Origin of the sequence: Calidifontimicrobium sp. SYSU G02091, assembly GCF_022631395.1 — a bacterium.
GTDB lineage: Bacteria > Pseudomonadota > Gammaproteobacteria > Burkholderiales > Burkholderiaceae_C > Calidifontimicrobium > Calidifontimicrobium sediminis.
The window spans coordinates 187,108-209,736 of record NZ_JALBGB010000002.1; the positions used below are offsets into that span (position 1 = coordinate 187,108).

The following is a 22,629-nucleotide window of genomic DNA, read 5'->3' on the forward strand; positions in this document are numbered from 1 at the left end:
GCGGCGCGCCGCGCGCGACGCCGGTGCCCGAGGATTCATCATGATCGACATCACCCTGCAGAACTTCGAAACCGACCTGATCCAGGCCTCGATGCAGCAGCCCGTGCTGCTCGACATCTGGGCGCCGTGGTGCGGGCCCTGCCGCACGCTGGGGCCGATCCTCGAAAAGCTCGAGGTGGACTACGGCGGACGCTTCAAGCTGGCCAAGCTCAACAGCGACGAGCAGCCCGAGATCGCCGGCCAGCTGAGCCAGGCGTTCGGCGTGCGCTCGATCCCGTTTTGCGTGCTGTTCGACAAGGGACAGCCGGTCGACGGCTTCGTCGGCGCACTGCCCGAGGCGCAGGTGCGCGCCTTCCTCAACCGCCACGTGCCCACCGCCGAGGCGATGCAGGCCGACGCCGAAACCGCCGCCGCCGAGGCGCTGGCCGCCGGCGGCGACACCGACGCCGCGCTCGCGCGGCTGCAGCAGGCGGTGGCGATCGACCCCGGCAACGACGACGCGCGCTACGACTACGTCAAGCTGCTGCTCGAGCGCGGTCAGGTGGCGGTGGCGCGCGCCGCGTTCGAACCGGTGGCCGCAAAGGCGGCGCTGGACGCGCGCTTCGACGCGGTGGGCCGCTGGCTCGAGGCGTGCGAGGCGGCGCCGAAGGTGCGCAGCACCGACGCGCTGGCCGCCGCGATCGCGGCCAACAAGCGCGACTTCGACGCGCGCTTCGAGCTCGCGCAGACGCACTTCGCGGCCGGGCGCTTCACGCAGGCGATGGACGAACTGCTCGAGATCGTGATGCGCGACAAGGGCTGGCGCGACGAACTCGCGCGCAAGACCTACGTCGCGATCCTGCAGCTGATGACCAAGCCGCTGGCCAAGACCGCGCCCGAGGCCAAGGGCGCGCTCGAGGTCACCGGCAAGGCCGCCGCGGCGCCGGTCGACCCGGTGGTCGACCAGTACCGGCGCAAGCTGAGCATGGCGCTGTTCTGACCTGACGCGCCAAGCCGCACGCCAGCGGCGGCGCGTCACACGGCCGCCAGCGCGTCGTCGAGCAGCGCGGCCAGGCGCTGCTGCTCGGCGCGGTGCGCCGCGAGGTCGCGTTCGGCGCGGCCGCGCCACACCGCGGCCTGCGCGTCGTTGCCGAGCGCAGCCAGGACCTGCGCGATGCGCGCCGCGGCCACCGCGCGGTCGTCCGTCTCGCAGCCGGCCACGGCCTGCAGCGACTGCGCGAGATCGGCGCGCGCGGCGGCCTCGCGGCCGAGCTGCAGCCGGCACCACGCGATGTCGGCGAGGAAATACGCCCGCAGCCGCGCCTGGCCGTCGGCCATCGCGCGTTCGAACCACTGCTCGTACAGCGCCAGCGCCTCGGCGCAACGCCCCTCGTCGACGAGCAGCTGCGCGCGCACGACGGGCACCATCGACGGCAGCGACGCGCCGCCGATGCCGTGCTCGAAAGACGCCGTCGACTCGACGCCCATCAGCGCCTCGTGCGCCAGCGCCGCCGCGTCGGCCGCGTCGGCGCAGCCGAACACCGCCGCGATGCGCGCCTGGCTGGCCTGCAGCGTCGCGCGGTTGAACATCAGCGACGACAGCGCCGCCTCGTCGCCGTCGGCCACGGCGTGCTGGCGGGCGAGGTCGTACCACGGACGTGCGCGGTCGGCACGGCCGGCGTAGTGGTACGCCGACGCGGCGACGAGACAGGCGCGCCAGCGCGCCGCGTGGTGGTCGGACGCCGCGTCGCGCAGCGCCTCGACGAGGTGGGCCGCCATCGGCGTCATGTCGCTGGCCATCAGCTCCAGGTGCGCCAGCCACGCGGCGGCCAGCACGCGCAGCGGCGCCAGTTCGGCGGCGCGGCTGAGCACGTGAGCGCGCTGCAGCCGGTCGCGTGCGTGCGGCGCCATCGACTCGAAGTAGTCGCAGATCCCCTCGGCGAGTGCGGTCCACGCGCTGACCGCCGGGTGCGGACGCAGCGCGAAGCGTGCGTGAAGGTCGGCCACCGTGCGCCGCGCGTCGTCCAGCCTGCCCTGGCGCGCGAGGAAGGCGGCGCGCTCGGCCCGCAGGCAGGCCAGCTCGATCGGTTGCCGCGTCGTGGCGATCGCGGCGTCGAGCCGGGCCAGCAGCCGCGACGCCATCGCCTCAGGAAGCCGGCGACAGCAGCCGGTTCAGCGCCTCGCGGTACTTGGCCGCGGTGGCGGCGATCACCTCGGCCGGCAGCGCCGGCGCCGGCGCCTTCTTGTTCCAGGGCCGCCCGTCGATGCGCACCGACTCGAGCCAGTCGCGCACGAACTGCTTGTCGAAGCTCGGCGGGTTGTCGCCGCGCTCGAGCGCCGCGGCGTAGCTCTCGACCGGCCAGTAGCGCGACGAGTCGGGCGTCAGGATCTCGTCCATCAGCGTCAGCGTGCCGTGCTCGTCGAGGCCGAACTCGAACTTCGTGTCGGCGATGATGATGCCGCGCTCGAGCGCATACGCCGCCGCCTCGGTGTACAGCGCGATCGACACGTCGCGCACGCGCGCCGCGAGCTCGGCGCCGACGATGCCGGCGGCCTGCGCGAACGTGATGTTCTCGTCGTGCGCACCGGCCTCGGCCTTGGTCGCCGGCGTGAAGATCGGCCGCGGCAGCTGCTGCGCGTTGCGCAGCCCCGGCGGCAGCGCGACGCCGCACACGCTGCCCGACTCGCGGTACTCCTTCCAGCCCGAGCCGGCGAGGTAGCCGCGCACCACCGCCTCGATCGGCAGCGGCTTCAGGCGCTTGACGAGCATCGAGCGGCCGCGCACCTGCTCGACCTCGTCGGGCGCGACGACGGAGGTCGGGTCGTCGCCGGTCAGGTGGTTCGGCACCACGTGCGCGAGGCGCTCGAACCAGAACAGCGCCATGCGCGTGAGCAGCTCGCCCTTGCCGGGGATCGGCTCACCCATCACGACGTCGAACGCGCTCAGGCGGTCGGTGGCGACCATCAGCAGCCGGTCGGTGCCGACCGCGTAGTTGTCGCGCACCTTGCCGCGCGCGACCAGCGGCAGCGAGTGCAGGTGCGATTCGAACAGCGCGCTCGTCATCGAAACGACCTCATCGACTGATTCTACGGACCACGCCCTCGACCATCTCGCGCAGCGCGGGCTCCTGCCAGAGGTCGAACTGGTCGCGGTACGCGAGCTGCGCCTCCTGCAGCGAGCCGAGCATGACATACGCGCTCTCGCGCGGCTTCGGTTTCGCGGTCGAGCGCAGGACCTTCGCGAGGTGGCGGTTTGCGCGCAGCGTCTCGGCCAGCAGCGACGTGGCCTCGCCACGCCGCCCGAGGTGCCACAGCGCGAGCACGTGCGCGAGCGCCATCTCGTCGCTGTCGTCGGGGTAGCGCTCGGCGAGCGCGAGCGCGTCGGCGTGCAGGCCGCGGCGCAGCAGCACGGCGGCCAGCCGCGTGCGAAAGCCGTGGTTGTCGTTCGGGTTCAGCACCTCGACGAGGTGGCGCAGCGCGTCGAAGCTGCGCTCGGCGGTGGCCGTGTCGTCGGCGACGACGTGCTGCGCGAGCACGCGCAGCGCCGGCCGGTTCGACCACACGCCCCACTCGCAGCGTGCGCGCGGAAAGCGTTCGCGCAGCTGCGCCCACAGCGCAAGTCCCCGCTCGAGCAGACGCCGAGACACGGCGGCCGACGCCGGGCTCGGGCGCGCCTCGAGCGCGAGCAGCAGCCCGTCGATCACCTCGAAGCTGTCGCCGAGCGCCGGCTGGGCCTCGAGCAGCGCCATCCACTCGCCGAAGCCGCGCCACGCGTCGCCGCCGTCGGCGTGCAGCGCCACCAGCGTCGACGCGCCGGCGTCGAACACGGCGTGCCAGCGCTCGAGCGCGCGGTCGAGCGCCTTGGCCGGGCGCAGTTCGCCGAGGTCGTCGGCGCTGGCGTCGCGCAGGTCCAGCCGCAGCTGCGGCGGCGGCAGCGCGGCCAGCCACGCGTCGAGCCGGCCGAGTTGCGGGTCGTGCTCGAGCGTCGTGTGCTCGAAATAGGCGAAACCCTGCTCGCCGAGGCGCTGCAGCGCGGCGATCAGGTCGTCGTGGCGGCCGTCGGCGTTCATCCGCTCGAGGCGGCGGACGTGGAACTGCGCCCGCGCGCGCGCCTGCGCCGCCTCGCCGAGGCCCAGCAGCATCGTGACGTCGAGCAGCGCGAGCGCGGGGTCGTCGGGCGCGAGCCGCTGCGCGTTCGTGAACGCGGCGCGCGCCTCGTCGGGCTTGCCGGCGTCGGCGGCCATCAGCGCCAGGCGCTGCCAGCCCTTGGCCTGTACCAGCGGCCCGCCGCGCTCGATCATCGCCTGCGCCAGCGCCTTGCGCTTGCGCGGCTTGCCGAGGTCGGCGTACAGGTCGCCGAGCAGGTCGAGCAGGTCGGCCCATTCGTCCGGGTAGGGCCCCGGCTGCGCGGCCCACGGCTCGAGCAGCGCGACGGCGTCGGCCAGCCGATGCTCGTGGCGCAGCATCGCGGCGGCCTCGTCGACCAGGCGCGGCGCGATGCGCGAGGCCGGCAGCTCGCGCCACGCCTTCTTGCCCATCGCGTCGAGCACGGCGGGCGTCGTCATCGCCTCGGACAGCCTCGGCAACGCCGCCATCATCGGCTCGCAGCACTGCTTGAATTTGCGCAGCGAGCCGCACAGGCACGGGTCGTTGCGGTCCGGCAGCGGCAGGTGGCGGGGCTGGAACCGGTGCTGCGGCAGCGGCGTCGCCGCATAGATCATGTGACCGATCAGGCGCATCAGCCGCGACGCGTCGACCGCGTGGGCTTCGCAGCGCATCGACGGCGGCAGCACGCCGGGGCCGATCGACGCGCCGTGGCGCGCGATCCAGTCGAGGTAGGCCTGCGGGTCGGCGTCGCCAACGAGCTTGTTCGCGCTCGTGCGGATCAGCAGATCGAGCGACTGCGAAAACTCGTCGTCGGGTGCGCTTCGATGATCGTCGCTCACCGAGACCCCTGCCGGCGACGGGCCAGGGCGTGCGCCGTGGTCCGGTCTTCGCGTACCAGCATCCGCCTCAGACCACGGTCTGGGCGAGCTCGCCCCTGGCGTAGCGCTGCGCCATCTCGGACAGCGGCACCGGCTTGATCTTGGCGGCCTGCCCTTCGCAGCCGAACTCGAGGTAGCGCTGCTTGCAGACGCGGTACGCGGCTTCGCGCGCGGGCTTCATCCACTCGCGCATGTCGAACTTGTCGGGGTTCTCGGCGAGGAACTTGCGCACCGCGCCGGTCATCGCCAGGCGGATGTCGGTGTCGATGTTGATCTTGCGCACGCCGTACTTGATCGCCTCCTGGATCTCGGCCACCGGCACGCCGTAGGTCTCCTTCATCTTGCCGCCGTACTGGCGGATCTGCTCGAGCAGCTCCTGCGGCACGCTCGAGCTGCCGTGCATCACGAGGTGCGTGTTCGGGATGCGCTGGTGGATCTCCTTGATGCGGCCGATCGCGAGGATGTCGCCGGTGGGCTTGCGGCTGAACTTGTACGCGCCGTGGCTGGTGCCGATCGCGATCGCCAGTGCGTCGAGCTGCGTGCGCTTGACGAAGTCGGCCGCCTGCTCGGGGTCGGTGAGCAGCTGCTCGCGCGTCATCGTGCCCTCGGCGCCGTGGCCGTCCTCCTTGTCGCCCTTCATCGTCTCGAGCGAGCCGAGGCAGCCGAGCTCGCCCTCGACGGTGACGCCGAGCCGGTGCGCCATCTCGACGACCTTCTTCGTCACGTCGACGTTGTAGTCGTAGCTGGCCACCGTCTTGCCGTCGGCCTCGAGGCTGCCGTCCATCATCACCGACGAGAAGCCGAGCTCGATCGCGCCGCGGCACACGTCGGGGCTCTGACCGTGGTCCTGGTGCATCACCAGCGGGATCTGCGGCCACTGCTCGATCGCGGCCTGGATCAGGTGCTTGATGAACGGCTCGCCGGCGTACTTGCGCGCACCGGCGCTGGCCTGCAGGATCACCGGCGCGCCGACCTCGGCCGCGGCGGTCATCACCGCCTGCACCTGCTCGAGGTTGTTGACGTTGAACGCGGGAATGCCGTAGCCGTTCTCGGCGGCGTGGTCGAGCAGCTGGCGCATCGAAACGAGGGGCATGGCGGTCTCTCGAAGTGGTGGCGGAAGACGCTGCGGCCGGCGGCGCGCCGGGGGGCGCGGCGGCACGCCAGCGCGCAGTGTATCGACGCGCGGCGCCGCGCCGCCGCGCCTGCGCCCCGACGCCCCCCGGGGCGCGGGGGCGCGGCCGCCGATCGGCGCGAGTGGGCGGCAATGCCACCGCTGATCGGAGGGTCGGGCCGCGGCGCCGGCGCCGACACTGCCGACATCGCTGGACGCGCGCGACCGCACTGCCATGGCCCGCCTGAACCTGCACGACGTCACGACCTGGATCACCGCGCTGGCGCTGCAGCATCCGCGCGACCTCGCCGCCGCCGTCGCGACGCGCACCGGCGCACGGCGCGCCGGCGCGGCACGCCTGCTCGGGCGCCTCGTCGCGCTGGGCTGGCTCGCGCGCGACGGCAGCCGCTCGCGGCCCGTCTACCGGCCCGGGCCGCTGCGCCAGGTCGTGCAGCGTTACGCCCTCGACGGCCTCGACGAGGCGCGCGCGTGGACACGCGACTTCGCGCCTTGCTTCGACCTGCCGCCGGCGGTCAGGCGCATGGTGCAGCACGCGTTCACCGAACTGGTCAACAACGCCGTCGACCACAGCGGCGGCAGCACCGTGACGGTGTCGATGCGGCAGACCCCGGTGCAGGTGCAGCTGCTGGTGTCCGACGACGGGCGTGGCGCGTTCGACGCGATCCGCGAGGCCTTCGCGATCGACGACCCGGCACAGGCGATGCTCGAGCTCGCCAAAGGCCGCCTGACGACGCAACCGTCGCGCCACAGCGGCCGCGGCCTGTACCACGTGGCGCGTCTGGCCGACGTGTTCGACCTGCACGCCAACGCCAGCGGCTGGCGCCGTCTGGCCTGGGACGACGGCCGCTGGCAGGCCACGCGCGCGTTGCCGCGCCAGGGGACCTCGGTCTACGTCGCGATCGCGCTGGACACGACGCGCACGCTCGACGGCGTGCTGCGCGCCGCCAGCCGCGACGGCACGCGCGGCGGCATCGACCACACCGTCGTGCCGCTGCGGCTGCTCGCCGCCGACGGCGTGCTCGAGTCGCGCGCGCTGGCGCGGCGCGCCGCGTGGCGGCTGGAGCAGTTCGCGTCGGCGACGCTGGACTTCGACGGCATCACCGACGTGGGACCCGCCTTCGCCGACGAGCTGTGGCGCGTGCTGCCGGCGCAGCGCCCCGCGCTGCAGATCGCCAGCGTCAACGCGACGCCGGCCGTCGCGTCGCAGCTCGGGTGCGTCTGATCGGCGCCCGACCGGCCGTCAAAGGACCGCCCGCAGGCAGCGCCCTCAGCCGCCCAGCATCGCCTTGCGCAGGTCGGCCTGCACCGGCTTGTCCGACAGCCACACGCGCAGCAGCGCGTCGTTGAACGCCGCACCGGCGATCGCGCCGAGCGCCTTGCCGTTGTGGCCGACGCGCGTCTCGCCATCGACGTAGTCGATCGTCACGACGTCGCCCTTCTTGGCCTCGCCGATGGTCTTCATCAGCGCGACGAGCTGGTCGGTCTGCGGCTTGACGGCGGCGAGGTCCTGCGCCGCGTTCGCGCCCTTCATGCCATCGACGAGGGCGTTGACGAGGTCCTCGGCGCCGACGTCGCGCAGCATGTCGAGCTGCACGCGGCGCGGGCTCTGCGCCAGCGTGCCGGCGAGGTCGCCCGCCTTGGCCGGCAGGTACAGCGACGCGACGTAGACCTTGAACATCAGTCGCGTGCGCACGCCCGCGCCGTTGAGCACCAGTTCCTTGCCGGCCAGCGTCGCGCGCTCGGGCAGCTGGACCCCGCCGACCTCGAGTGCCCATGCCGACGCGGCGATCAGCACCGACGCTGCCGCCACGCTCCACTTGCCCATCATGCGTCTTCTCCTCGTTCTGACGCGGTGTGCGCCGCAGGCTGCTTTGTAGCCGATCACGCGGGCGGCGCGTCCGCGCGGCGCGGTGCGCGACCCAGCGCCTGCTCGATCTGCCGCACGGCCTGCATCGTCTTGAGCACGCGGTCGGGCGTCAGGCTGATGCTGTCGATGCCGAGCTCGACCAGATACTGCGCGATCTCGAGGTGGTCCGACGGCGCCTGGCCGCAGATGCCGCTGTGGCGGCCGTTGCGCTTGGCACCCTCGACGGCGAGCTTGAGCATCTTCAGCATCCCGGGGTCGCGCTCGTCGAAGCTCTCGGCGACGATCGCGCTGTCGCGGTCGACGCCGAGCGTGAGCTGCGTCAGGTCGTTGCTGCCGATCGAGAAGCCGTCGAACAGCGCGCTGAACTCGTCGATCAGCAGCACGTTGTTCGGGATCTCGCACATCACGTAGACCTCGAGGCCGTTCTCGCCGCGCTTCAGGCCGTGCTTGGCCATCACGTCGAGCACGCGCCGCGCCTCGTCGAGGCGGCGGCAGAACGGCACCATCACCTTCAGGTTGGTGAGCCCCATCACGTCGCGCACGCGGTGCAGCGCGATGCACTCGAGTGCGAAGCCCTCCTCGTACGCCGGGTGGATGTAGCGCGACGCGCCGCGGAACCCGATCATCGGGTTCTCCTCGTGCGGCTCGAAGTCGCGCCCGCCGAGCAGCGCCGCGTACTCGTTGCTCTTGAAGTCCGACAGCCGCACGATCACCGGCCGCGGCCAGAACGCAGCGGCGATCGTGCCGATGCCCTCGCTCAGCTTCTCGACGAAGTACGCCGCGCCGTCGGCGTACTGCGCCCACAGCGCCTCGACCTGCGCGCGCACCGCGTCGTCGCGGATGCGCTGCGGGTGCAGCACCGCCATCGGGTGCACCTTGATGTATTCGTTGATGATGAATTCCATCCGCGCGAGCCCGACGCCGTCGCACGGCATCAGGCTGACCTGGAACGCGAGCTCCGGGTTGCCGAGGTTGACCATGATCTCGGTGGCGGGCTTCTGCAGACCCGCGAGATCGCTCGTCTCCCTGTGGAACGGCACCGCGCCGGCGTAGACGCGGCCCACCGCTCCTTCGGCGCACGAGACGGTCACGGTCTCGCCGTCGGCCAGCGCCTCGGTCGCGTGCTCGGCGCCGACGACGGCGGGGATGCCGAGTTCGCGCGCGACGATCGCCGCGTGGCAGGTGCGCCCGCCGCGGTTAGTGACGATCGCCGCGGCCGTCTTCATCACCGGCTCCCAGTCGGGCGTCGTCGTGTCGGCCACCAGCACCTCGCCGGGGCGGAACGTGTTGAGCCGCGCCGCCGACGTGATGCGCCGCACCGCGCCGCTCGCGATCTTGGCGCCCACCGCACGGCCCTGCACACGCACCGGGCCGGTGCCGTCGAGCACGTATTCCTCGAGCACCTGGGCGCGCTTCTGTGACGCCGCCGTCTCGGGCCGCGCCTGCACGATGTAGAGCTTGCCGTCGGGGCCGTCCTTGGCCCACTCGATGTCCATCGGCCGGCCGTAGTGGTCCTCGATCGCGATCGCGGCGCCGGCGAGTTCGAGCACGTCGTCGTCGCTCAGGCAGTAGCGCGCGCGCAGCGACTTCGGCGTCGGCAGGTTGACGACCGGCTCGCGCGTGCGTCCGTGCGCGTAGACCATGTGCACCTGCTTGTCGCCGAGCGTGCGCCGCACGACGGCGCGGTGGCCGAGGCGGTAGGTCGGCTTGTGGACGTAGAACTCGTCGGGGTCGACGGCGCCTTGCACGACGTTCTCGCCCAGGCCCCAGGCGGCGGTGACGAAGACGAAGTCGGGGTGGCCGCTCTCGGTGTCGATCGTGAAGATGACGCCGCTCGACGCGAGGTCGCTCCTGACCATCTGCATCACCGCGACCGACAGGAAGACCTTGAAGTGGTCGAAGCCCTGGTCGATGCGGTAGCTGATCGCGCGGTCGGTGAACAGCGACGCCTGGCAGCGCTTGACGGCGTCGATGAGCATCTCCTCGCCGCGGACGTTGAGGTACGTGTCGTGCTGGCCGGCGAAGCTCGCGGTCGGCAGGTCCTCGGCGGTGGCGGAGCTGCGCACCGCCACGCTCAGGTCGGGCCCGACCTGCGCCTTCAGCGTGCGCCAGGCCTCGCGCAGCTGCTGCTCGACGGCACGGGGCATCGGCGCCGCGTAGACGATCTCGCGCGCCCGCGCGCCTGCGCGCGCCAGCGCCTCGGTGTCGCGCTTGTCGAGACGGTCGAGCAGTGCGTGCAGCTCGCCCCAGGCGCCGGCGGCGTCGAGCGCGTCGCGGTACGCCTGCGCGGTGACGGCGAAGCCGTCGGGGATGCGCACGCCCAGCGGCGCGAGCTCGCGGAACATCTCGCCGAGCGAGGCGTTCTTGCCACCCACCAGCGGCAGGTCGGCCAGCGACAGGTCGCGGAACCAGCGGATGTAGTTCGTCGTCATCGGCGCGTCTCCGGACTCGTGAGGGGGCAGCGACCGCCATCGTCGGCCGGCCACGGCGCGCGTGAATTGAGATCGGTCAAGAGCCAGCGCGATACCGCCGAACGTCTGCCGGCGGCCGCGGTCAGAGGGACGTCGTTGCCGCGCCGGCGGCCGGCTGGGAGCGCTGATAAGCGTATACATTGATCGACAGTATGCGCTCACGTACTGCCGACAGTTCGGGGTGCGGCGCTGCGCACCGTCGGTTAGCACTCTCGGGCCCGGAGTGCTAACATCTTCGGAACCAAAAACCCCGCAGGGCGCTCAAATAAAACATGAATGCTACTGCCACCCATGCCTTGACCGTCCGTGATCCGTGGGCCGTCGTGCCGTCGCTCGGCAACCTCGACGCCTACATCAGTGCCGTCAACCGCATCCCGCTGCTGACGGCGCAGGAGGAAGCCGACTGCGCGCGTCGCCTGCGCGAGCACGGCGACCTCGAAGCCGCCGGCCGGCTGGTGCTGTCGCACCTGCGGCTCGTCGTCTCGGTATCGCGCCAGTACCTCGGCTACGGGCTGCCGCAGGGCGACCTGATCCAGGAAGGCAACATCGGCCTGATGAAGGCCGTCAAGCGCTTCGACCCGTCGCAGGGCGTGCGCCTGGTCAGCTATGCGCTGCACTGGATCCGCGCCGAGATCCACGAGTACATCCTGCGCAACTGGCGCATGGTCAAAGTCGCGACGACGAAGGCGCAGCGCAAGCTGTTCTTCAACCTGCGCTCGCTGAAGCAGTCGCTCAAGGGCGAGGCCACCGACGCCGACACGCACCGCAGCACGCTGACCGCCGCCGAGATCGACACCGTCGCGCGCGAGCTCAACGTCAAGCGCGAAGACGTGCTCGAGATGGAGACGCGGCTGGCCGGCGGCGACGTCGCGCTCGAGGCGCCGGCCGACGACAGCGAAGATACCTACGCGCCGATCGCGTACCTGGCCGACGAGGCGCACGAGCCGACGCGCCTGCTCGAGGCGCGCCACCGCGACCGCCTGGCCGGCGAGGGGCTGCAGCACGCGCTCGAAGTGCTCGATCCGCGCAGCCGCCGCATCGTCGAGCAGCGCTGGCTGCAGGTCAACGACGACGGCTCGGGCGGCATGACGCTGCACGAGCTGGCCGCCGAGTACGGCGTCAGTGCCGAGCGCATCCGCCAGATCGAGGCGGCGGCGATGAAGAAGATGCGCAAGGCGCTGGCCGAAGCGGTCTGAGCGCCGGCCCAACCGCCACCGAGGCGCCCTGCGGGGCGCCTTTTCGTTGGGCGGTCAGCCCTTGGTCTCGGCCAGCAGCAGCTTCAGGTCGTCGACGAGCGCCTGCGCGCCGCTGCCGTAGCGCGTGAACAGCCGCAGCCGGCCCTGCGCGTCGATCACGTACGAGCCGGCCGTGTGGTCCATCGTGTAGCTGTCGGGCGTCTTGCCGGGCACCTTGGTGTAGAAGACCTTGAACTCGCGCGCTGCCTTCTTCGTCTCGTCGGCGTCTCCGCGCAGCGCGACGAAGCTCGGGTCGAAGTTCGACACGTAGGCCTTCAGAAGCTCGGGCGTGTCGCGGTCGGGGTCGATCGTCACGAAGATGCCCTGGACGCGCTCGCCGTCGGTGCCGAGCTGGCGCTTGGCTTCGGCGAGCTCGACCATCGTCGTCGGGCACACGTCGGGGCAGTGCGTGAAGCCGAAGAACAGCACGACGATCTTGCCGCGGAAGTCGGCCAGCGTGCGGCGGCGGCCCTCGGTGTCGGTCAGCGACAGTTCGCGCCCGTAGTCCGCGCCGGTGATGTCGATCGCCTTGAACGACGACTTGCCGCCGCTGCCGGCGACGCCGGCGAGCCCCGGCACACGGTCGCAACCGGCGAGCGCGAACAACGCCGTCAGTGCGGCAGCGGCGCCGAGCGCGCGGCGCGAAATCAGACCAGCCATGGCATCACGTAGTGGTCAACCAGCAGCGCCGCGAACAGCAGCGACAGGTGCCAGATCGAGAAGCGGAACGTGCGGCGCGCGAGCGCGTCGCTGTAGTCGCGCCACAGGCGCCACGCCAGCACGACGAACCAGCCGCCGAGCACGACGGCCGCGGCGAGGTAGATCCAGCCGCTCATGCCGTGCACGAACGGCAGCAGCGTCGCGGCGAACAGGATCAGCGTGTACAGCAGGATCTGCAGCCGCGTGAACTCGGCGCCGTGGGTGACCGGCAGCATCGGCAGCCCGGCGCGGCGGTAGTCCTCGGTGCGGTACAGCGCCAGCGCCCAGAAGTGCGGCGGCGTCCACAGGAAGATGATCATCACCAGCAGCAGCGCCTCGGCGCCGACCTCGCCGCGCACCGCGGTCCACCCGAGCAGTGGCGGCATCGCGCCGGAGGCGCCGCCGATGACGATGTTCTGCGGCGTCAGCGGCTTGAGCACGACCGTGTAGACGACCGCGTAGCCGACGAAGGTGGCCAGCGTCAGCCACATCGTCAGCGGGTTGACGGCCCAGTACAGCAGCGCGCTGCCGGCCGCGCACAGCAGCGCCGAGAAGCTCAGCGTCTGCACGCGCGTGAGCTCGCCCTTCGCAGTGGGCCGCCACGCGGTGCGCGCCATGCGCGCGTCGATGTGCTCCTCGATCAGGCAGTTGAACGCTGCGGCCGCCGCGGCCACCAGCCAGATGCCGGCCACCGCGGCGAGCACGACGCGCCAGTCGGGCATGCCGGGCGTGGCCAGCAGCATACCGATCAGGGCGCAGAACACGATCAGCTGGACGACGCGCGGCTTGGTCAGCACGTAGTACTGGCGCAGCCGCGACGCCGCCGGACGCGGCGAGGCGGCGGCCGGCGCAGCGGCCAGGGGGGCGTGGTCGGACGAGGCGCTCATCGCAGGCACGATTGTCGGTCGTCGTCAACCGGCGCGCGACGCCAGCCGCACAGACGGCGTCGCGGACAGCGCCGGACCGCCGGCGCGCGCGAGCGCCGCGCGCGTCAGCAGCACCGCGAGCAGCGCGACCAGCAGCGCCGCACCCGCGGTGTGCGCGAGTGCGGCCGCGAGCGGCCAGCCGAGCACGACGTTGGACAGGCCGCTGGCGAACTGCCACGCCGCCAGCGCGAGCAGTGCCACCGCGCCGCGCCGCTCGTGGCGCCACAGCAGCGCGGCGACGAGGCCCATCGCGGCGAGCACGACGTAGGCAGCCAGGCGGTGCGTGTAGTGGATCGCCGTCAGCGCCGCGAACGGCAGGTAGCTGCCGTCGGCGGCTACGCCGAGCTCACGCCGCAGCACGAAGGCATTGGCGAAGTCCATCTCGGGCCACCAGCGGCCGTGGCAGGTCGGGAAGTCGGGGCACGCGAGCACGGCGTAGTTGGTGCTGACCCAGCCGCCGAGCGCGATCTGCACGAGCACCAGGGCAGCCAGCGTCCACAGCGCCGCGTGCGTGCGCCCCGGCAGCGTCAGCGCGCGCGGGGCGAAGCGTTGCGCCTGGACCAGCAGCAGCACCAGCAGCGCGAGCCCGCCGAGCAGGTGCGCGGTGACGATCGCTGGATACAGCTTGAGCGTGACGGTCAGCGCGCCGAACGCACCTTGCACGCAGACCCACACCAGCGTCGCGGTGGCCCACCACGGCGACGGCAGCCCCGGCGTGCCGCGCCGGCGCTCGACCCACGCGACGATCGCCATCACCGTGATCAGCACACCGACGCCGGTGGCCAGGTAGCGGTGCACCATCTCGATCCACGCCTTGCCGTGCGTGACGGGGCCGGTGGGCATTGCCGTCTGCGCGGCGTGGATGTCGGCACGCGCGCCGATCGGGCTCGCGTGGCCGTAGCAGCCGGGCCAGTCCGGGCAGCCGAGGCCCGAGTCGGTCAGCCGCGTGAAGGCGCCGAACACGATGAGGTCGAAGGTCAGGAACGCGGTCAGCAGCGTCAGCGCATGCAGCCGCCGTGCCGGCGCCGCGTCGCGGTGGCGCAGCCAGACCCACGCGAGCGGGCCGGTGGCCAGCACGATGCCCAGCAGCGCCAGGCGCGCGATCGGGGCGATGTCGATGAGCGGCTGCGTGTCCATGGGGTCAGCACGCACCGTCGCGCCGCATCGGGCGAGCGCCGACGTCGCCGCGAACGACCGGCGTTCGTGACGGATCGCGCCTCGCCGGGATACCGGCGGTATCGCTGGAGAGGGGAGATGCGCCGTGGGCGCGACGGGCAGCAGCCATGTCAGCGGTCAGCGGCCTGGGCGGTCCCACGACGACGACGCGCGCAGCAGCCGCTCGAGGTCGCGCTTGAGCCGTGCGGGGTCGGGGCGCACCGGCGCGCGCATCATCCACTGGCCCATCGGGTCGACGATGTACAGGTGCGCATCGAGTGACTCGCCAGGCGCCGCCGCGAGCCAGGCGGCGAGCTCGGCGGCCGGCACGCGCAGCACCTGCGTGGCCGGCGGCGCCGCCAGCGCCTCGCGCAGCGCCGCAGCGACCGGCGCGTCGTCGGTGACGAGCCAGAGTTTGTCGATGCGGTCGCGTTCGCGCCCCGTCATCTCGCGCAGCTGGCGCTGCAGGAACAGCCGCTGCTCGCAGCCCTCGCCGCACGCGGCCGGGCCGACGACGACGAGCAGCCACTGGCCCTTGAGCGATGCGGCGTCGACGCGGTGGCCGTCGAGGTCGGTGAGGGTGAGCGCGGGCAGCGGTCGCGGCGGCACGATCAGTTCGGCGTAGTTCGTGCGGCCCTCGGGGCGGATCACGTAGTACGTGAAGTACGACGCGATGACGGGCAGCGCCGCGAACAGCACGAGCCCCAGCAGCTTCCAGCGCCCGGCGCGCACCCGCCGCGCCTCGTCGGCGAGCTCGGCGCGCGGCAGCGAGTGCACCGTGAAGCGCAGCGGCTCAGCGCCGGCGGCGGGGTTGGACGATTCGGAACCAGACATACAGACCCGTGATGAGCGCGCACAAGGCGAACCACTGGAAGGCGTAGCCGTAGTGCTTGTGCACGTCGACGGCCACCTGCGGCCAGCGGCGCTGCAGGCCATCGTCGACCCCGGCGTCGAGCTGCAGCACCGACAGGGGCCGCAGCGTCAGACCCGTTTCGCGGGCGAACGCGTCGAGGTCGAGATTCTGCCGGATGCGACCGCTCTCGACGCCGCCGAAGTCGTACAACCGAGCGGGCGGCGGGGCGATGCGGCCCTCGACGACGACGTCACCTGCCGGGCTCGCGACCGCCGGCAGGCGGGTGCGGTCGTGCGGGTCCCGCGGCGCCCAGCCCCGCTGCACGAGCACGGCCGTGCCGTCGGCGAGCTGCAGCGGCGTCACGAGGTAGAAGCCCGGGCGCCCCTCCATCTGACGGTTGTCGAGCCACACGCTGTGCGCGTCACGCCATTGGCCGACGAGGCGGATGCGGCGGTGGTGCTGCGCGGCCGCCTCGTCGGCGCTGCGCGCGAGTGCGTCGGCGGGCAGTGGCGCAAGTGCGCTGCGCGCGTCGATCTGGTGCTGCAGTGCGATCTTCTGCTGCGCGCGGTCGAGCTGCCACACGCCCAGCCGCGCCGTGACGGCAGCCGCGACGACGGCGGCGGCGAGCACGAGCCAGCCGCGCTGGCGCTCGCTCAGCCGCGGCATGGCGGACAATCGGACGCCATGAAGCTCATCATCGTGCTCGCGCTGGCGGGCATCGTCGCCGCCCTCGGCAGTGCCGGCGTGTTCATGCTGCGCAAGCGCGACCCCGGCGCACCGGCGACGGCGCACATGGCGCGCGCACTCGCGGTGCGCGTCGGGCTGTCGGTGGCGCTGTTCGCGTTCATCCTGTTCAGCTATTGGATGGGCTGGATCCAGCCCACCGGCATCCCCGCCGGGCGCTGAGCCGGCGCACAAAGCACAAACGCCGCCACGGGGCGGCGTTTGCGCGGGTCGCCGAGGCGGCGCGCGTCGTCACATCCAGTAGACGACGACGTACAGGCCGAGCCACACCACGTCGACGAAGTGCCAGTACCACGCGGCGCCCTCGAAGCCGAAGTGGCGCTGCGGCGTGAAGTGGCCCTTCATCAGACGCAGCGTGATGAAGATCAGCATCAGCATCCCGACGAACACGTGGAAGCCGTGGAAGCCGGTCAGCATGAAGAAGGTCGAGCCGAACACGCCCGAGCTGAGCTTGAGGTTCAGGTCACGGTAGGCGTGCATGTACTCGTAGGCCTGCACGCCGAGGAAGGTCGCGCCCAGCGCGACGGTGATCCACATCCAGAAGATCGTCTTCGCGCGCTGGTTGGCGATCAGCGCGTGGTGGGCGATCGTCAGCGTCACCCCCGAGGTCAGCAGCAGCGCGGTGTTGATCGTCGGCAGCGGCCATGGGCCGATGGTCTGGAACGGTTCGACGGTGCCCGCCGGCGACGCCGTGGCGCCCGGCGACGCGCTGGGCCAGACGGCCTTGAAGTCGGGCCACAGGATCTGGTGGTCGAGGTTGCCGAGCATCGGCACCGAGTGCACCCGCGCCCAGTACAGCGCACCGAAGAACGCGGCGAAGAACATCACCTCGCTGAAGATGAACCAGCTCATGCTCCAGCGGTACGAGACGTCGATGCGCTGGCTGTACAGACCCCCCTCGCTCTCGCGGATCGCGTCGCCGAACCACTGCCACATCACGACGGCCCACCACAGCAGACCGAACAGCAGCGCGTAGGCGCCCCAGCCGTGGCCGTTGACCCACTGCCCGGCGCCCAGGATCACGAAGAACAGGCCGATGGCCGTCATCACCGGGTGCCGCGAGGGCCCGGGCACGTAGTAGTACGGGGTCTGACCGCCGTGCGTCGCTGCCGCCATTTGCTTTCTCTCTCCTCGAACCAAGAACGTTGACGGCGGTGTCAGCCCGCGGCGACGCCGCTGCCCACCACCCATCGGATCAACAACACCAGCCCCAGCACGAACGCCGCCGCCGCCAGCACGCCGGCGACGATGACGTGCACCGGGTTGAGCTTCTGCACGTCCTGCTCGTACTCGCGCGAGCGCCGCACGCCGAAGAACGACCACGCGACCGCGCGCAGCGTCTGCGCGAACGATCCCTTGCGCGCGAGCGCGTCGGACAGGTCGCCACTCGGCTTGTTCACGACCGCGGCTCCTGCGCGCGGGACTGCGCCTGCAAGCCCTTGCCGGCCACCTCGAAGAACGTGTAGCTCAGCGTGATCGTCGTCACGTCCTTCGGCAGCTTGGGGTCGATCACGAACACGACCGGCCACTGCTTCGTCTCGCCGGGCGCGAGCGTGTACTCGTTGAAGCAGAAGCACTCGAGCTTGTTGAAGTGCGCCGTCGCCTGGCGTGGCGCATAGCTCGGAATCGCCTGAGCGGCCATCGTGCGGTTCTGCACGTTGCGGAACTCGTACATCACGGTGGCGAGCTCGCCCGGGTGCACCGTGATCGAGCGCACCGCGGGCTTGAAGTCCCAAGGCCCGCGCGCGTTGGCGTCGAATTCGACCGTGATCGTGCGGCTCGTGTCGACCTGCGTGTTGACCGCCGTCCCCGGCCGCCCGAGGCCGCTGGTGACGCGCTCCGACACCGACAGCACGTTGATACCCAGCGCCTCGCAGATCGCGCGGTACATCGGCACCAGCGCGTAGCCGAAGCCGAACATCATCACCGCGACGACGGTGAGCTTGCCCACCATGCGCAGGTTGTCGCTGCGCAGCGTGCGCGACGCGGGGCGAGGGTCCATGTCGACGCAGCCTTCCCGTTCAGCGGCCGAAGAGGACGAAGCGTGCGACGAAGCCCAGCGCGAAGACCAGCGCGACGGTGGCCAGGATCAGGGCCAGCCGCAGGTTGGCCTTGCGCTGCTCGGGGGTCAAAGCCATCGCTGCGAACCTCGCACCGAATCGATCAGCCGATCACCTTCGTCGCCGTCGCATCGAGCTTGGGCGGCGTCTCGAAGGTGTGGAACGGCGCCGGCGACGGCACTTCCCACTCGAGGCCCTCGGCACCTTCCCAGGGCTTCTGCGGCGCCTTCTCGCCCTGGCCGCGCATCATCGGCAGCACGACGGCGAAGAAGAAGTAGACCTGCATCAGCCCGAAGCCGAACGCACCGACGGAGGCGATCGCGTTGAAGTCGGCGAACTGCATCGGGTAGTCGGCGTAGCGGCGCGGCATGCCGGCCAGGCCGAGGAAGTGCATCGGGAAGAACGTGAGGTTGAAGAAGATCATCGAACCCCAGAAGTGGATCTTGCCGCGCGTCTCGTTGTACATCACGCCGGTCCACTTCGGACCCCAGTAGTAGACGCCGGCGAACATCGCGAACAGCGAGCCGGCGACCAGCACGTAGTGGAAGTGCGCGACGACGTAGTAGGTGTCGTGCAGCTGCTGGTCGATCGGCGCCATCGACAGGATCAGGCCGGTGAAGCCGCCCATCGTGAACACGAAGATGAAGCCCACGGCCCACAGCATCGGGGTCTCGAAGGTCATCGAGCCCTTCCACATCGTGGCGACCCAGTTGAAGATCTTCACGCCGGTGGGCACCGCGATCAGCATCGTCGCGTACATGAAGAACAGCTGGCCCGTCACCGGCATGCCGGTGGTGTACATGTGGTGCGCCCAGACGATGAACGACAGGATCGCGATCGACGCCGTCGCGTAGACCATCGACGTGTAGCCGAACAGCTTCTTGCGCGCGAAGGCCGGCACGATGGCGCTGACGATGCCGAACGCCGGCAGGATCATGATGTAGACCTCGGGGTGCCCGAAGAACCAGAAGATGTGCTGGTACATCACCGGGTCACCGCCGCCGGCGGGGTTGAAGAACGACGTGCCGAAGTGGCGGTCGGTCAGCGTCATCGTGATCGCGCCGGCGAGCACGGGCATCACGGCGATCAGCAGGTAGGCGGTGATCAGCCACGTCCACGCGAACAGCGGCATCTTCATCAGCGTCATACCCGGCGCGCGCATGTTCAGGATCGTGACGATGATGTTGATCGAGCCCATGATCGAGCTGGCGCCGAGGATGTGCATCGCGAAGATGCCGGCGTCCATCGACGGGCCCATCTGCAGCGTCAGCGGTGCGTACAGCGTCCAGCCCGCGGCCGGCGCGCCGCCGGGCATGAAGAACGACGCCACCAGCATGATCGCCGCCGGGATCATCAGCCAGAAGCTGAAGTTGTTCATGCGCGCGAACGCCATGTCCGACGCGCCGATCTGCAGCGGGATCATCCAGTTCGCGAAGCCGACGAAGGCCGGCATGATCGCGCCGAACACCATGATCAGGCCGTGCATCGTCGTGAGCTGGTTGAACAGCTCGGGGTTGACGTACTGCAGGCCCGGCTGGAACAGCTCGGCGCGGATGCCCAGCGCGAGCACGCCGCCGATCATCAGCATCGTGAAGCTGAACAGCAGGTACAGCGTGCCGATGTCCTTGTGGTTCGTCGCGAACACCCAGCGGCGCCAGCCGTGGGGGTGATCGTGGGCGTGGTCGTGGGCGTGACCGGCGGGGTGGTCGAGGACAGCGCTCATGGGGTTCCCTCTGCGACGAACGGACTTACTTGCGGGCGGCAACGATCTCGGCAGGCTGGACCAGCTTGCCCGTCTTGTTGCTCCACGCGTTCTTGGTGTAGGTGATGACGGCGGCGATCTCGGTGTCCGACAGCTGGCGCCACGCCGGCATCGCACCGTTGGCGGCACCGTTGAGCAGGATCGCGATCTGCGCGGCCGGATCGCCGGTGACGATCGCACTGCCGTCGAGAGGCTTGATCGGGCCGGCCCCCTTGCCGTCGGCGCGGTGGCAGGCCGCGCAGTTGGCCGCGTAGACCTTCTCGCCACGCGCGATCAGGTCGGCCAGTTCCCACGTCTTGTTCGGGTCGTCGGCGGCCGCCTGCATCTCGGCCTTCTTCGCCGCGACCCACTGCGAGTATTCCTGCTGCGTGACCACCTTGACGTGGATCGGCATGAACGCGTGCTCCTTGCCGCACAGCTCGGCGCACTGGCCGTAGAAGTCGCCGGTCTTCGTCGCACGGAACCAGTTGTCGCGCACGAAGCCGGGGATCGCGTCCTGCTTGACGCCGAAGGCCGGCACCATCCAGGCATGGATCACGTCGTTGGCGGTGGTGACGATGCGGATCTTCTTGTCCACCGGCACGACGAGCGGGTTGTCGACCTTGAGCAGGTAGTCGTCCATCGCCGGCGGCTTGCCGCTGTCGGACGCCTCGCGGTGCGACGCGTCGAGCGTCGACAGGAAGCCGATGCCCTCGCCCTCGCCCTTGAGGTAGTCGTAGCCCCACTTCCACTGGTAGCCGGTGACTTTGATCGTCAGGTCGGCGTTGCTCGTGTCCTTCTGCGCGACGACCGTCTTGGTGGCCATCGCGCCCATCGCGATGACGATCAGGAACGGCACCACCGTCCACGCGATCTCCACGGCGACGCTCTCGTGGAAGTTCGCCGGCTTGTGGCCGACCGACTTGCGGTGCTTGATGATCGAATAGAACATCACGCCGAAAACGACGACGAAGATCACCGCGCAGATGACCAGCATCATCCAGTGCAGCCACTCGATGTCGGCGGCGATGCGCGTCGCCGGCACCGGCAGGTTGAGCTGATTGACGGCCGGACCGCCCGCGAGGTTGTTGACCTGAGCCCACACCGGCGCGGCCGCCAGCGCCGTCAGCCCGAACGCCGCACCGCGCAGGCGGCTGGCGAGTTGCATCGTCGTCGTCATCGTCACTTGCTCTGCGTTCCCGTTACCCATTCACGTCCGCTGCTCGCCCATGGCGCGCATCCACTGCTCCACTGCACCGCGCGCCGCAGTTCCTGCACCAACGCCGGCAGACACTGCGTGCGCAGGTAGCGCCCCACGCGCACCCGCCCGCCCGGCGCCGACAGTTCGACCAGACCCCCCGCCGGCTCGACGCGCAGCCAGGTCGGGTCGAACTGCACCTGTTCGACGCGCCGGCCGCACCGGTGCTCGACGCGCACGACGCCGCGCTCGACCGTGATCGTCTCGCGGTCGGTGGCGTGACAGGCATACACCAGCCACGCGACGCCGACCGCCGACAGCTCGAGACCGGCGAACCACAGAACCGCCGATGCCCCGTGCCACCAGAACACCGTCGCGATCACCGACGAAACGGCGCACAGCGACAGGTAAACCCCCATCACCTGCCGCGGCGTCATCGAACAGTTGCGCCGCAGCACCCACTCCACACCTTGGCCTCCCGACACCTCGCGCACCGACCAAGCGGCGGCGGTCGACGCTGTCGACCACGGACTCGAAGCGACGGCGATGCTCATGACGCGACGTGGGGCTCGGGATGGAACTGCTGACCCGCCGAACGCCGCGCGATGACATCGCGTGGCTCCGATCACTTTGATCTCTCGCAACCTCTCGCAAAGAATTCTAGCGCACACTCATATGCGGTCTTTCCCGGTTGACGGCGAAGGACGTCGTGTCATTGCACGGAAGTCGTCGAGCGCGACCTCGGTGCGTGCCGCCACTTTGGCCCTCGGCGGCGCATTGAACGCATGGCCGTAGACGATCTCGAAGCGCAGCCGGATGCGCCCCTGCGCGTCGCGGCGCGCAGCGAGTGCGTCGCACAGCTCGCGTCGCCAGCGCGGCGTGCGCAGCGCGGGCCAGCGCCGGGGATCGGCGTTGCCGCCGAGCAGTCGCAATTCGGCGAGGGCCGACTCGGCGTCGGGCCAGGTCAGCACGATCTGCTCCTGGTCCATCACGGGATCCGCGAAGCCGGCCTCGACGAGCATGTCGCCGAGGTCGTGCATGTCGACGAAGTCGGCCGCCGGTGACGGCCAGCCGTGCTCGCGGTACAGCGCGCGCAGCTCGGCCAGCGTGTCGGGGCCGCAGGTCGAAAACATCAGGAAGCCGTCGTCGGCCAGCGTGCGCTTCCACCGTGCGAAGGTCGCGCGCGGATCGGCCATCCAGTGCAGCGCCATGTTCGACCACAGCAACCCGACGCGCGCCGTCACGGTGTCGGCCTCGTCGAGCACGACGGGCGTCGCCGTGGTCCAGCGCCGCGCCGACCACCACGGCCTGCGCAGCGCGGCGTCGCGCCGGCGCACCGCCTCGGCACCGGGCTCGACGCTCCACATCCGCGCTGCGGGGTAAGCCGCAGCGAGCACGTCGTCGCTGCCGCCACCGCCGCCCCACCACTGCAACACCGAATCCGGCGTGCGCAGGATCAGCGCCAGCCGCTCGCCCATGCGGCGCGCCACTTCGGTGTGCAGCCACGGTGCCGCCGGCGCGGCCGCGAGCCGGCGCACGATGCGCGCAAGGGCGGTGGAGTCGACGGGACGCGAAGGCACGGCA

The 22,629-nt window shown here is 71.0% G+C and carries 23 protein-coding genes; 4 read left to right on the forward strand and 19 right to left on the reverse strand.

Annotated elements, in window-relative coordinates; translation table 11 throughout:
- The first annotated feature begins 40 nt into the window (after positions 1-40).
- Positions 41-979: a tetratricopeptide repeat protein gene (locus MOJ79_RS02320; RefSeq protein ID WP_241922703.1), complete on the forward strand. Its 939-nt coding sequence runs from the start codon at positions 41-43 to the stop codon at positions 977-979.
- A 35-nt stretch (positions 980-1,014) separates the two neighbouring features.
- Here MOJ79_RS02320 and MOJ79_RS02325 read toward each other — a convergent pair whose 3' ends face one another.
- The 4 genes from MOJ79_RS02325 to fba form a co-directional block, all read right to left on the reverse strand.
- Positions 1,015-2,121 (reverse strand): hypothetical protein, encoded by a 1,107-nt coding sequence (locus MOJ79_RS02325; protein WP_241922704.1) that lies wholly within the window; start codon positions 2,119-2,121, stop codon positions 1,015-1,017.
- Between the two features lie 4 nt (positions 2,122-2,125).
- Positions 2,126-3,043, reverse strand: coding sequence for a phosphoribosylaminoimidazolesuccinocarboxamide synthase (locus MOJ79_RS02330; RefSeq protein ID WP_241922705.1), 918 nt, complete (start codon positions 3,041-3,043; stop codon positions 2,126-2,128).
- A gap of 10 nt (positions 3,044-3,053) precedes the next feature.
- Positions 3,054-4,925 carry an SEC-C metal-binding domain-containing protein gene (locus MOJ79_RS02335; protein WP_241922706.1) on the reverse strand — a complete coding sequence of 624 codons (1,872 nt, stop codon included), beginning with the start codon at positions 4,923-4,925 and terminating at the stop codon, positions 3,054-3,056.
- Between the two features lie 67 nt (positions 4,926-4,992).
- Positions 4,993-6,057, reverse strand: coding sequence for a class II fructose-bisphosphate aldolase (fba, locus tag MOJ79_RS02340; protein ID WP_241922707.1), 1,065 nt, complete (start codon positions 6,055-6,057; stop codon positions 4,993-4,995).
- A gap of 253 nt (positions 6,058-6,310) precedes the next feature.
- Between fba and MOJ79_RS02345 the strand changes: the two genes are divergently transcribed.
- Positions 6,311-7,318 (forward strand): ATP-binding protein, encoded by a 1,008-nt coding sequence (locus MOJ79_RS02345; RefSeq protein ID WP_241922708.1) that lies wholly within the window; start codon positions 6,311-6,313, stop codon positions 7,316-7,318.
- A gap of 45 nt (positions 7,319-7,363) precedes the next feature.
- On the opposite strand, the gene MOJ79_RS02350 is transcribed toward MOJ79_RS02345, so the two are convergent.
- Complete coding sequence (locus MOJ79_RS02350) at positions 7,364-7,924, reverse strand: chalcone isomerase family protein (RefSeq protein ID WP_241922709.1); 561 nt, start codon at positions 7,922-7,924, stop codon at positions 7,364-7,366.
- 53 nt (positions 7,925-7,977) lie between these two features.
- The gene (ppsA, locus tag MOJ79_RS02355; protein ID WP_241922710.1) at positions 7,978-10,395 is read right to left on the reverse strand and encodes a phosphoenolpyruvate synthase; all 2,418 of its coding nucleotides are present in this window, start codon (positions 10,393-10,395) and stop codon (positions 7,978-7,980) included.
- Positions 10,396-10,706: 311 nt separating this feature from the next.
- Here ppsA and rpoH point away from each other — a divergent pair, with 311 nt between their 5' ends.
- Positions 10,707-11,630, forward strand: a complete 924-nt coding sequence (rpoH, locus tag MOJ79_RS02360; protein ID WP_119290700.1) for an RNA polymerase sigma factor RpoH — start codon at positions 10,707-10,709, stop codon at positions 11,628-11,630.
- A 54-nt stretch (positions 11,631-11,684) separates the two neighbouring features.
- Here rpoH and MOJ79_RS02365 read toward each other — a convergent pair whose 3' ends face one another.
- The 5 genes from MOJ79_RS02365 to MOJ79_RS02385 form a co-directional block, all read right to left on the reverse strand.
- Complete coding sequence (locus MOJ79_RS02365) at positions 11,685-12,329, reverse strand: SCO family protein (protein WP_241922711.1); 645 nt, start codon at positions 12,327-12,329, stop codon at positions 11,685-11,687.
- On the reverse strand, positions 12,317-13,255 hold the full coding sequence (gene cyoE / locus MOJ79_RS02370) for a heme o synthase (RefSeq protein ID WP_241922712.1): 939 nt from the start codon (positions 13,253-13,255) through the stop codon (positions 12,317-12,319). Before cyoE ends, MOJ79_RS02365 begins: the two co-directional genes overlap by 13 nt.
- 24 nt (positions 13,256-13,279) lie before the next feature.
- Positions 13,280-14,431: a COX15/CtaA family protein gene (locus MOJ79_RS02375; RefSeq protein ID WP_241922713.1), complete on the reverse strand. Its 1,152-nt coding sequence runs from the start codon at positions 14,429-14,431 to the stop codon at positions 13,280-13,282.
- A gap of 156 nt (positions 14,432-14,587) precedes the next feature.
- Positions 14,588-15,283 carry a hypothetical protein gene (locus MOJ79_RS02380; protein ID WP_241922714.1) on the reverse strand — a complete coding sequence of 232 codons (696 nt, stop codon included), beginning with the start codon at positions 15,281-15,283 and terminating at the stop codon, positions 14,588-14,590.
- Positions 15,243-15,968, reverse strand: a complete 726-nt coding sequence (locus MOJ79_RS02385) for an SURF1 family protein (RefSeq protein ID WP_241922715.1) — start codon at positions 15,966-15,968, stop codon at positions 15,243-15,245. The genes MOJ79_RS02380 and MOJ79_RS02385 overlap by 41 nt, the downstream gene beginning before the upstream one ends.
- An 18-nt stretch (positions 15,969-15,986) precedes the next feature.
- Here MOJ79_RS02385 and MOJ79_RS02390 point away from each other — a divergent pair, with 18 nt between their 5' ends.
- A complete protein-coding gene (locus tag MOJ79_RS02390) occupies positions 15,987-16,208 on the forward strand; it encodes a twin transmembrane helix small protein (protein ID WP_119290686.1) in 222 nt (73 codons plus the stop codon).
- A 69-nt stretch (positions 16,209-16,277) separates the two neighbouring features.
- On the opposite strand, the gene MOJ79_RS02395 is transcribed toward MOJ79_RS02390, so the two are convergent.
- The 8 genes from MOJ79_RS02395 to MOJ79_RS02430 form a co-directional block, all read right to left on the reverse strand.
- Positions 16,278-17,162: a cytochrome c oxidase subunit 3 gene (locus MOJ79_RS02395; RefSeq protein ID WP_119290684.1), complete on the reverse strand. Its 885-nt coding sequence runs from the start codon at positions 17,160-17,162 to the stop codon at positions 16,278-16,280.
- A gap of 41 nt (positions 17,163-17,203) precedes the next feature.
- Entirely contained in the window at positions 17,204-17,446 is a 243-nt protein-coding gene (locus MOJ79_RS02400; protein WP_241922716.1) for a DUF2970 domain-containing protein, read from the reverse strand.
- Positions 17,443-18,048, reverse strand: a complete 606-nt coding sequence (locus tag MOJ79_RS02405; protein ID WP_119290679.1) for a cytochrome c oxidase assembly protein — start codon at positions 18,046-18,048, stop codon at positions 17,443-17,445. The genes MOJ79_RS02400 and MOJ79_RS02405 overlap by 4 nt, the downstream gene beginning before the upstream one ends.
- Before the next feature lie 19 nt (positions 18,049-18,067).
- On the reverse strand, positions 18,068-18,184 hold the full coding sequence (locus tag MOJ79_RS02410; protein WP_241922717.1) for a cytochrome oxidase small assembly protein: 117 nt from the start codon (positions 18,182-18,184) through the stop codon (positions 18,068-18,070).
- 25 nt (positions 18,185-18,209) lie between these two features.
- Positions 18,210-19,829: a cytochrome c oxidase subunit I gene (gene ctaD / locus MOJ79_RS02415; protein WP_119352768.1), complete on the reverse strand. Its 1,620-nt coding sequence runs from the start codon at positions 19,827-19,829 to the stop codon at positions 18,210-18,212.
- Positions 19,830-19,854: 25 nt separating this feature from the next.
- Positions 19,855-21,027 carry a cytochrome c oxidase subunit II gene (coxB, locus tag MOJ79_RS02420; RefSeq protein ID WP_119290674.1) on the reverse strand — a complete coding sequence of 391 codons (1,173 nt, stop codon included), beginning with the start codon at positions 21,025-21,027 and terminating at the stop codon, positions 19,855-19,857.
- 2 nt (positions 21,028-21,029) lie between these two features.
- Positions 21,030-21,599: a DUF2244 domain-containing protein gene (locus MOJ79_RS02425; RefSeq protein WP_241922718.1), complete on the reverse strand. Its 570-nt coding sequence runs from the start codon at positions 21,597-21,599 to the stop codon at positions 21,030-21,032.
- 117 nt (positions 21,600-21,716) lie between these two features.
- Positions 21,717-22,625, reverse strand: coding sequence for a methyltransferase domain-containing protein (locus MOJ79_RS02430; RefSeq protein WP_241922719.1), 909 nt, complete (start codon positions 22,623-22,625; stop codon positions 21,717-21,719).
- Between the last annotated feature and the right edge of the window lie 4 nt (positions 22,626-22,629).

Coding starts and splice junctions, on each gene's coding strand:
- coxB (WP_119290674.1), bottom strand. CDS start 21,027: ATGACGACGACGATGCAACTCGCCAGCCGCCTGCGCGGTGCGGCGTTC.
- MOJ79_RS02325 (WP_241922704.1), bottom strand. CDS start 2,121: ATGGCGTCGCGGCTGCTGGCCCGGCTCGACGCCGCGATCGCCACGACG.
- ctaD (WP_119352768.1), bottom strand. CDS start 19,829: ATGAGCGCTGTCCTCGACCACCCCGCCGGTCACGCCCACGACCACGCC.
- MOJ79_RS02365 (WP_241922711.1), bottom strand. CDS start 12,329: ATGGCTGGTCTGATTTCGCGCCGCGCGCTCGGCGCCGCTGCCGCACTG.
- MOJ79_RS02410 (WP_241922717.1), bottom strand. CDS start 18,184: ATGGCTTTGACCCCCGAGCAGCGCAAGGCCAACCTGCGGCTGGCCCTG.
- MOJ79_RS02390 (WP_119290686.1), top strand. CDS start 15,987: ATGAAGCTCATCATCGTGCTCGCGCTGGCGGGCATCGTCGCCGCCCTC.
- MOJ79_RS02345 (WP_241922708.1), top strand. CDS start 6,311: ATGGCCCGCCTGAACCTGCACGACGTCACGACCTGGATCACCGCGCTG.
- MOJ79_RS02320 (WP_241922703.1), top strand. CDS start 41: ATGATCGACATCACCCTGCAGAACTTCGAAACCGACCTGATCCAGGCC.
- MOJ79_RS02405 (WP_119290679.1), bottom strand. CDS start 18,048: ATGGACCCTCGCCCCGCGTCGCGCACGCTGCGCAGCGACAACCTGCGC.
- MOJ79_RS02380 (WP_241922714.1), bottom strand. CDS start 15,283: ATGTCTGGTTCCGAATCGTCCAACCCCGCCGCCGGCGCTGAGCCGCTG.
- MOJ79_RS02395 (WP_119290684.1), bottom strand. CDS start 17,162: ATGGCGGCAGCGACGCACGGCGGTCAGACCCCGTACTACTACGTGCCC.
- ppsA (WP_241922710.1), bottom strand. CDS start 10,395: ATGACGACGAACTACATCCGCTGGTTCCGCGACCTGTCGCTGGCCGAC.
- rpoH (WP_119290700.1), top strand. CDS start 10,707: ATGAATGCTACTGCCACCCATGCCTTGACCGTCCGTGATCCGTGGGCC.
- MOJ79_RS02385 (WP_241922715.1), bottom strand. CDS start 15,968: ATGCCGCGGCTGAGCGAGCGCCAGCGCGGCTGGCTCGTGCTCGCCGCC.
- cyoE (WP_241922712.1), bottom strand. CDS start 13,255: ATGAGCGCCTCGTCCGACCACGCCCCCCTGGCCGCTGCGCCGGCCGCC.
- MOJ79_RS02330 (WP_241922705.1), bottom strand. CDS start 3,043: ATGACGAGCGCGCTGTTCGAATCGCACCTGCACTCGCTGCCGCTGGTC.
- MOJ79_RS02425 (WP_241922718.1), bottom strand. CDS start 21,599: ATGAGCATCGCCGTCGCTTCGAGTCCGTGGTCGACAGCGTCGACCGCC.
- MOJ79_RS02350 (WP_241922709.1), bottom strand. CDS start 7,924: ATGATGGGCAAGTGGAGCGTGGCGGCAGCGTCGGTGCTGATCGCCGCG.
- fba (WP_241922707.1), bottom strand. CDS start 6,057: ATGCCCCTCGTTTCGATGCGCCAGCTGCTCGACCACGCCGCCGAGAAC.
- MOJ79_RS02375 (WP_241922713.1), bottom strand. CDS start 14,431: ATGGACACGCAGCCGCTCATCGACATCGCCCCGATCGCGCGCCTGGCG.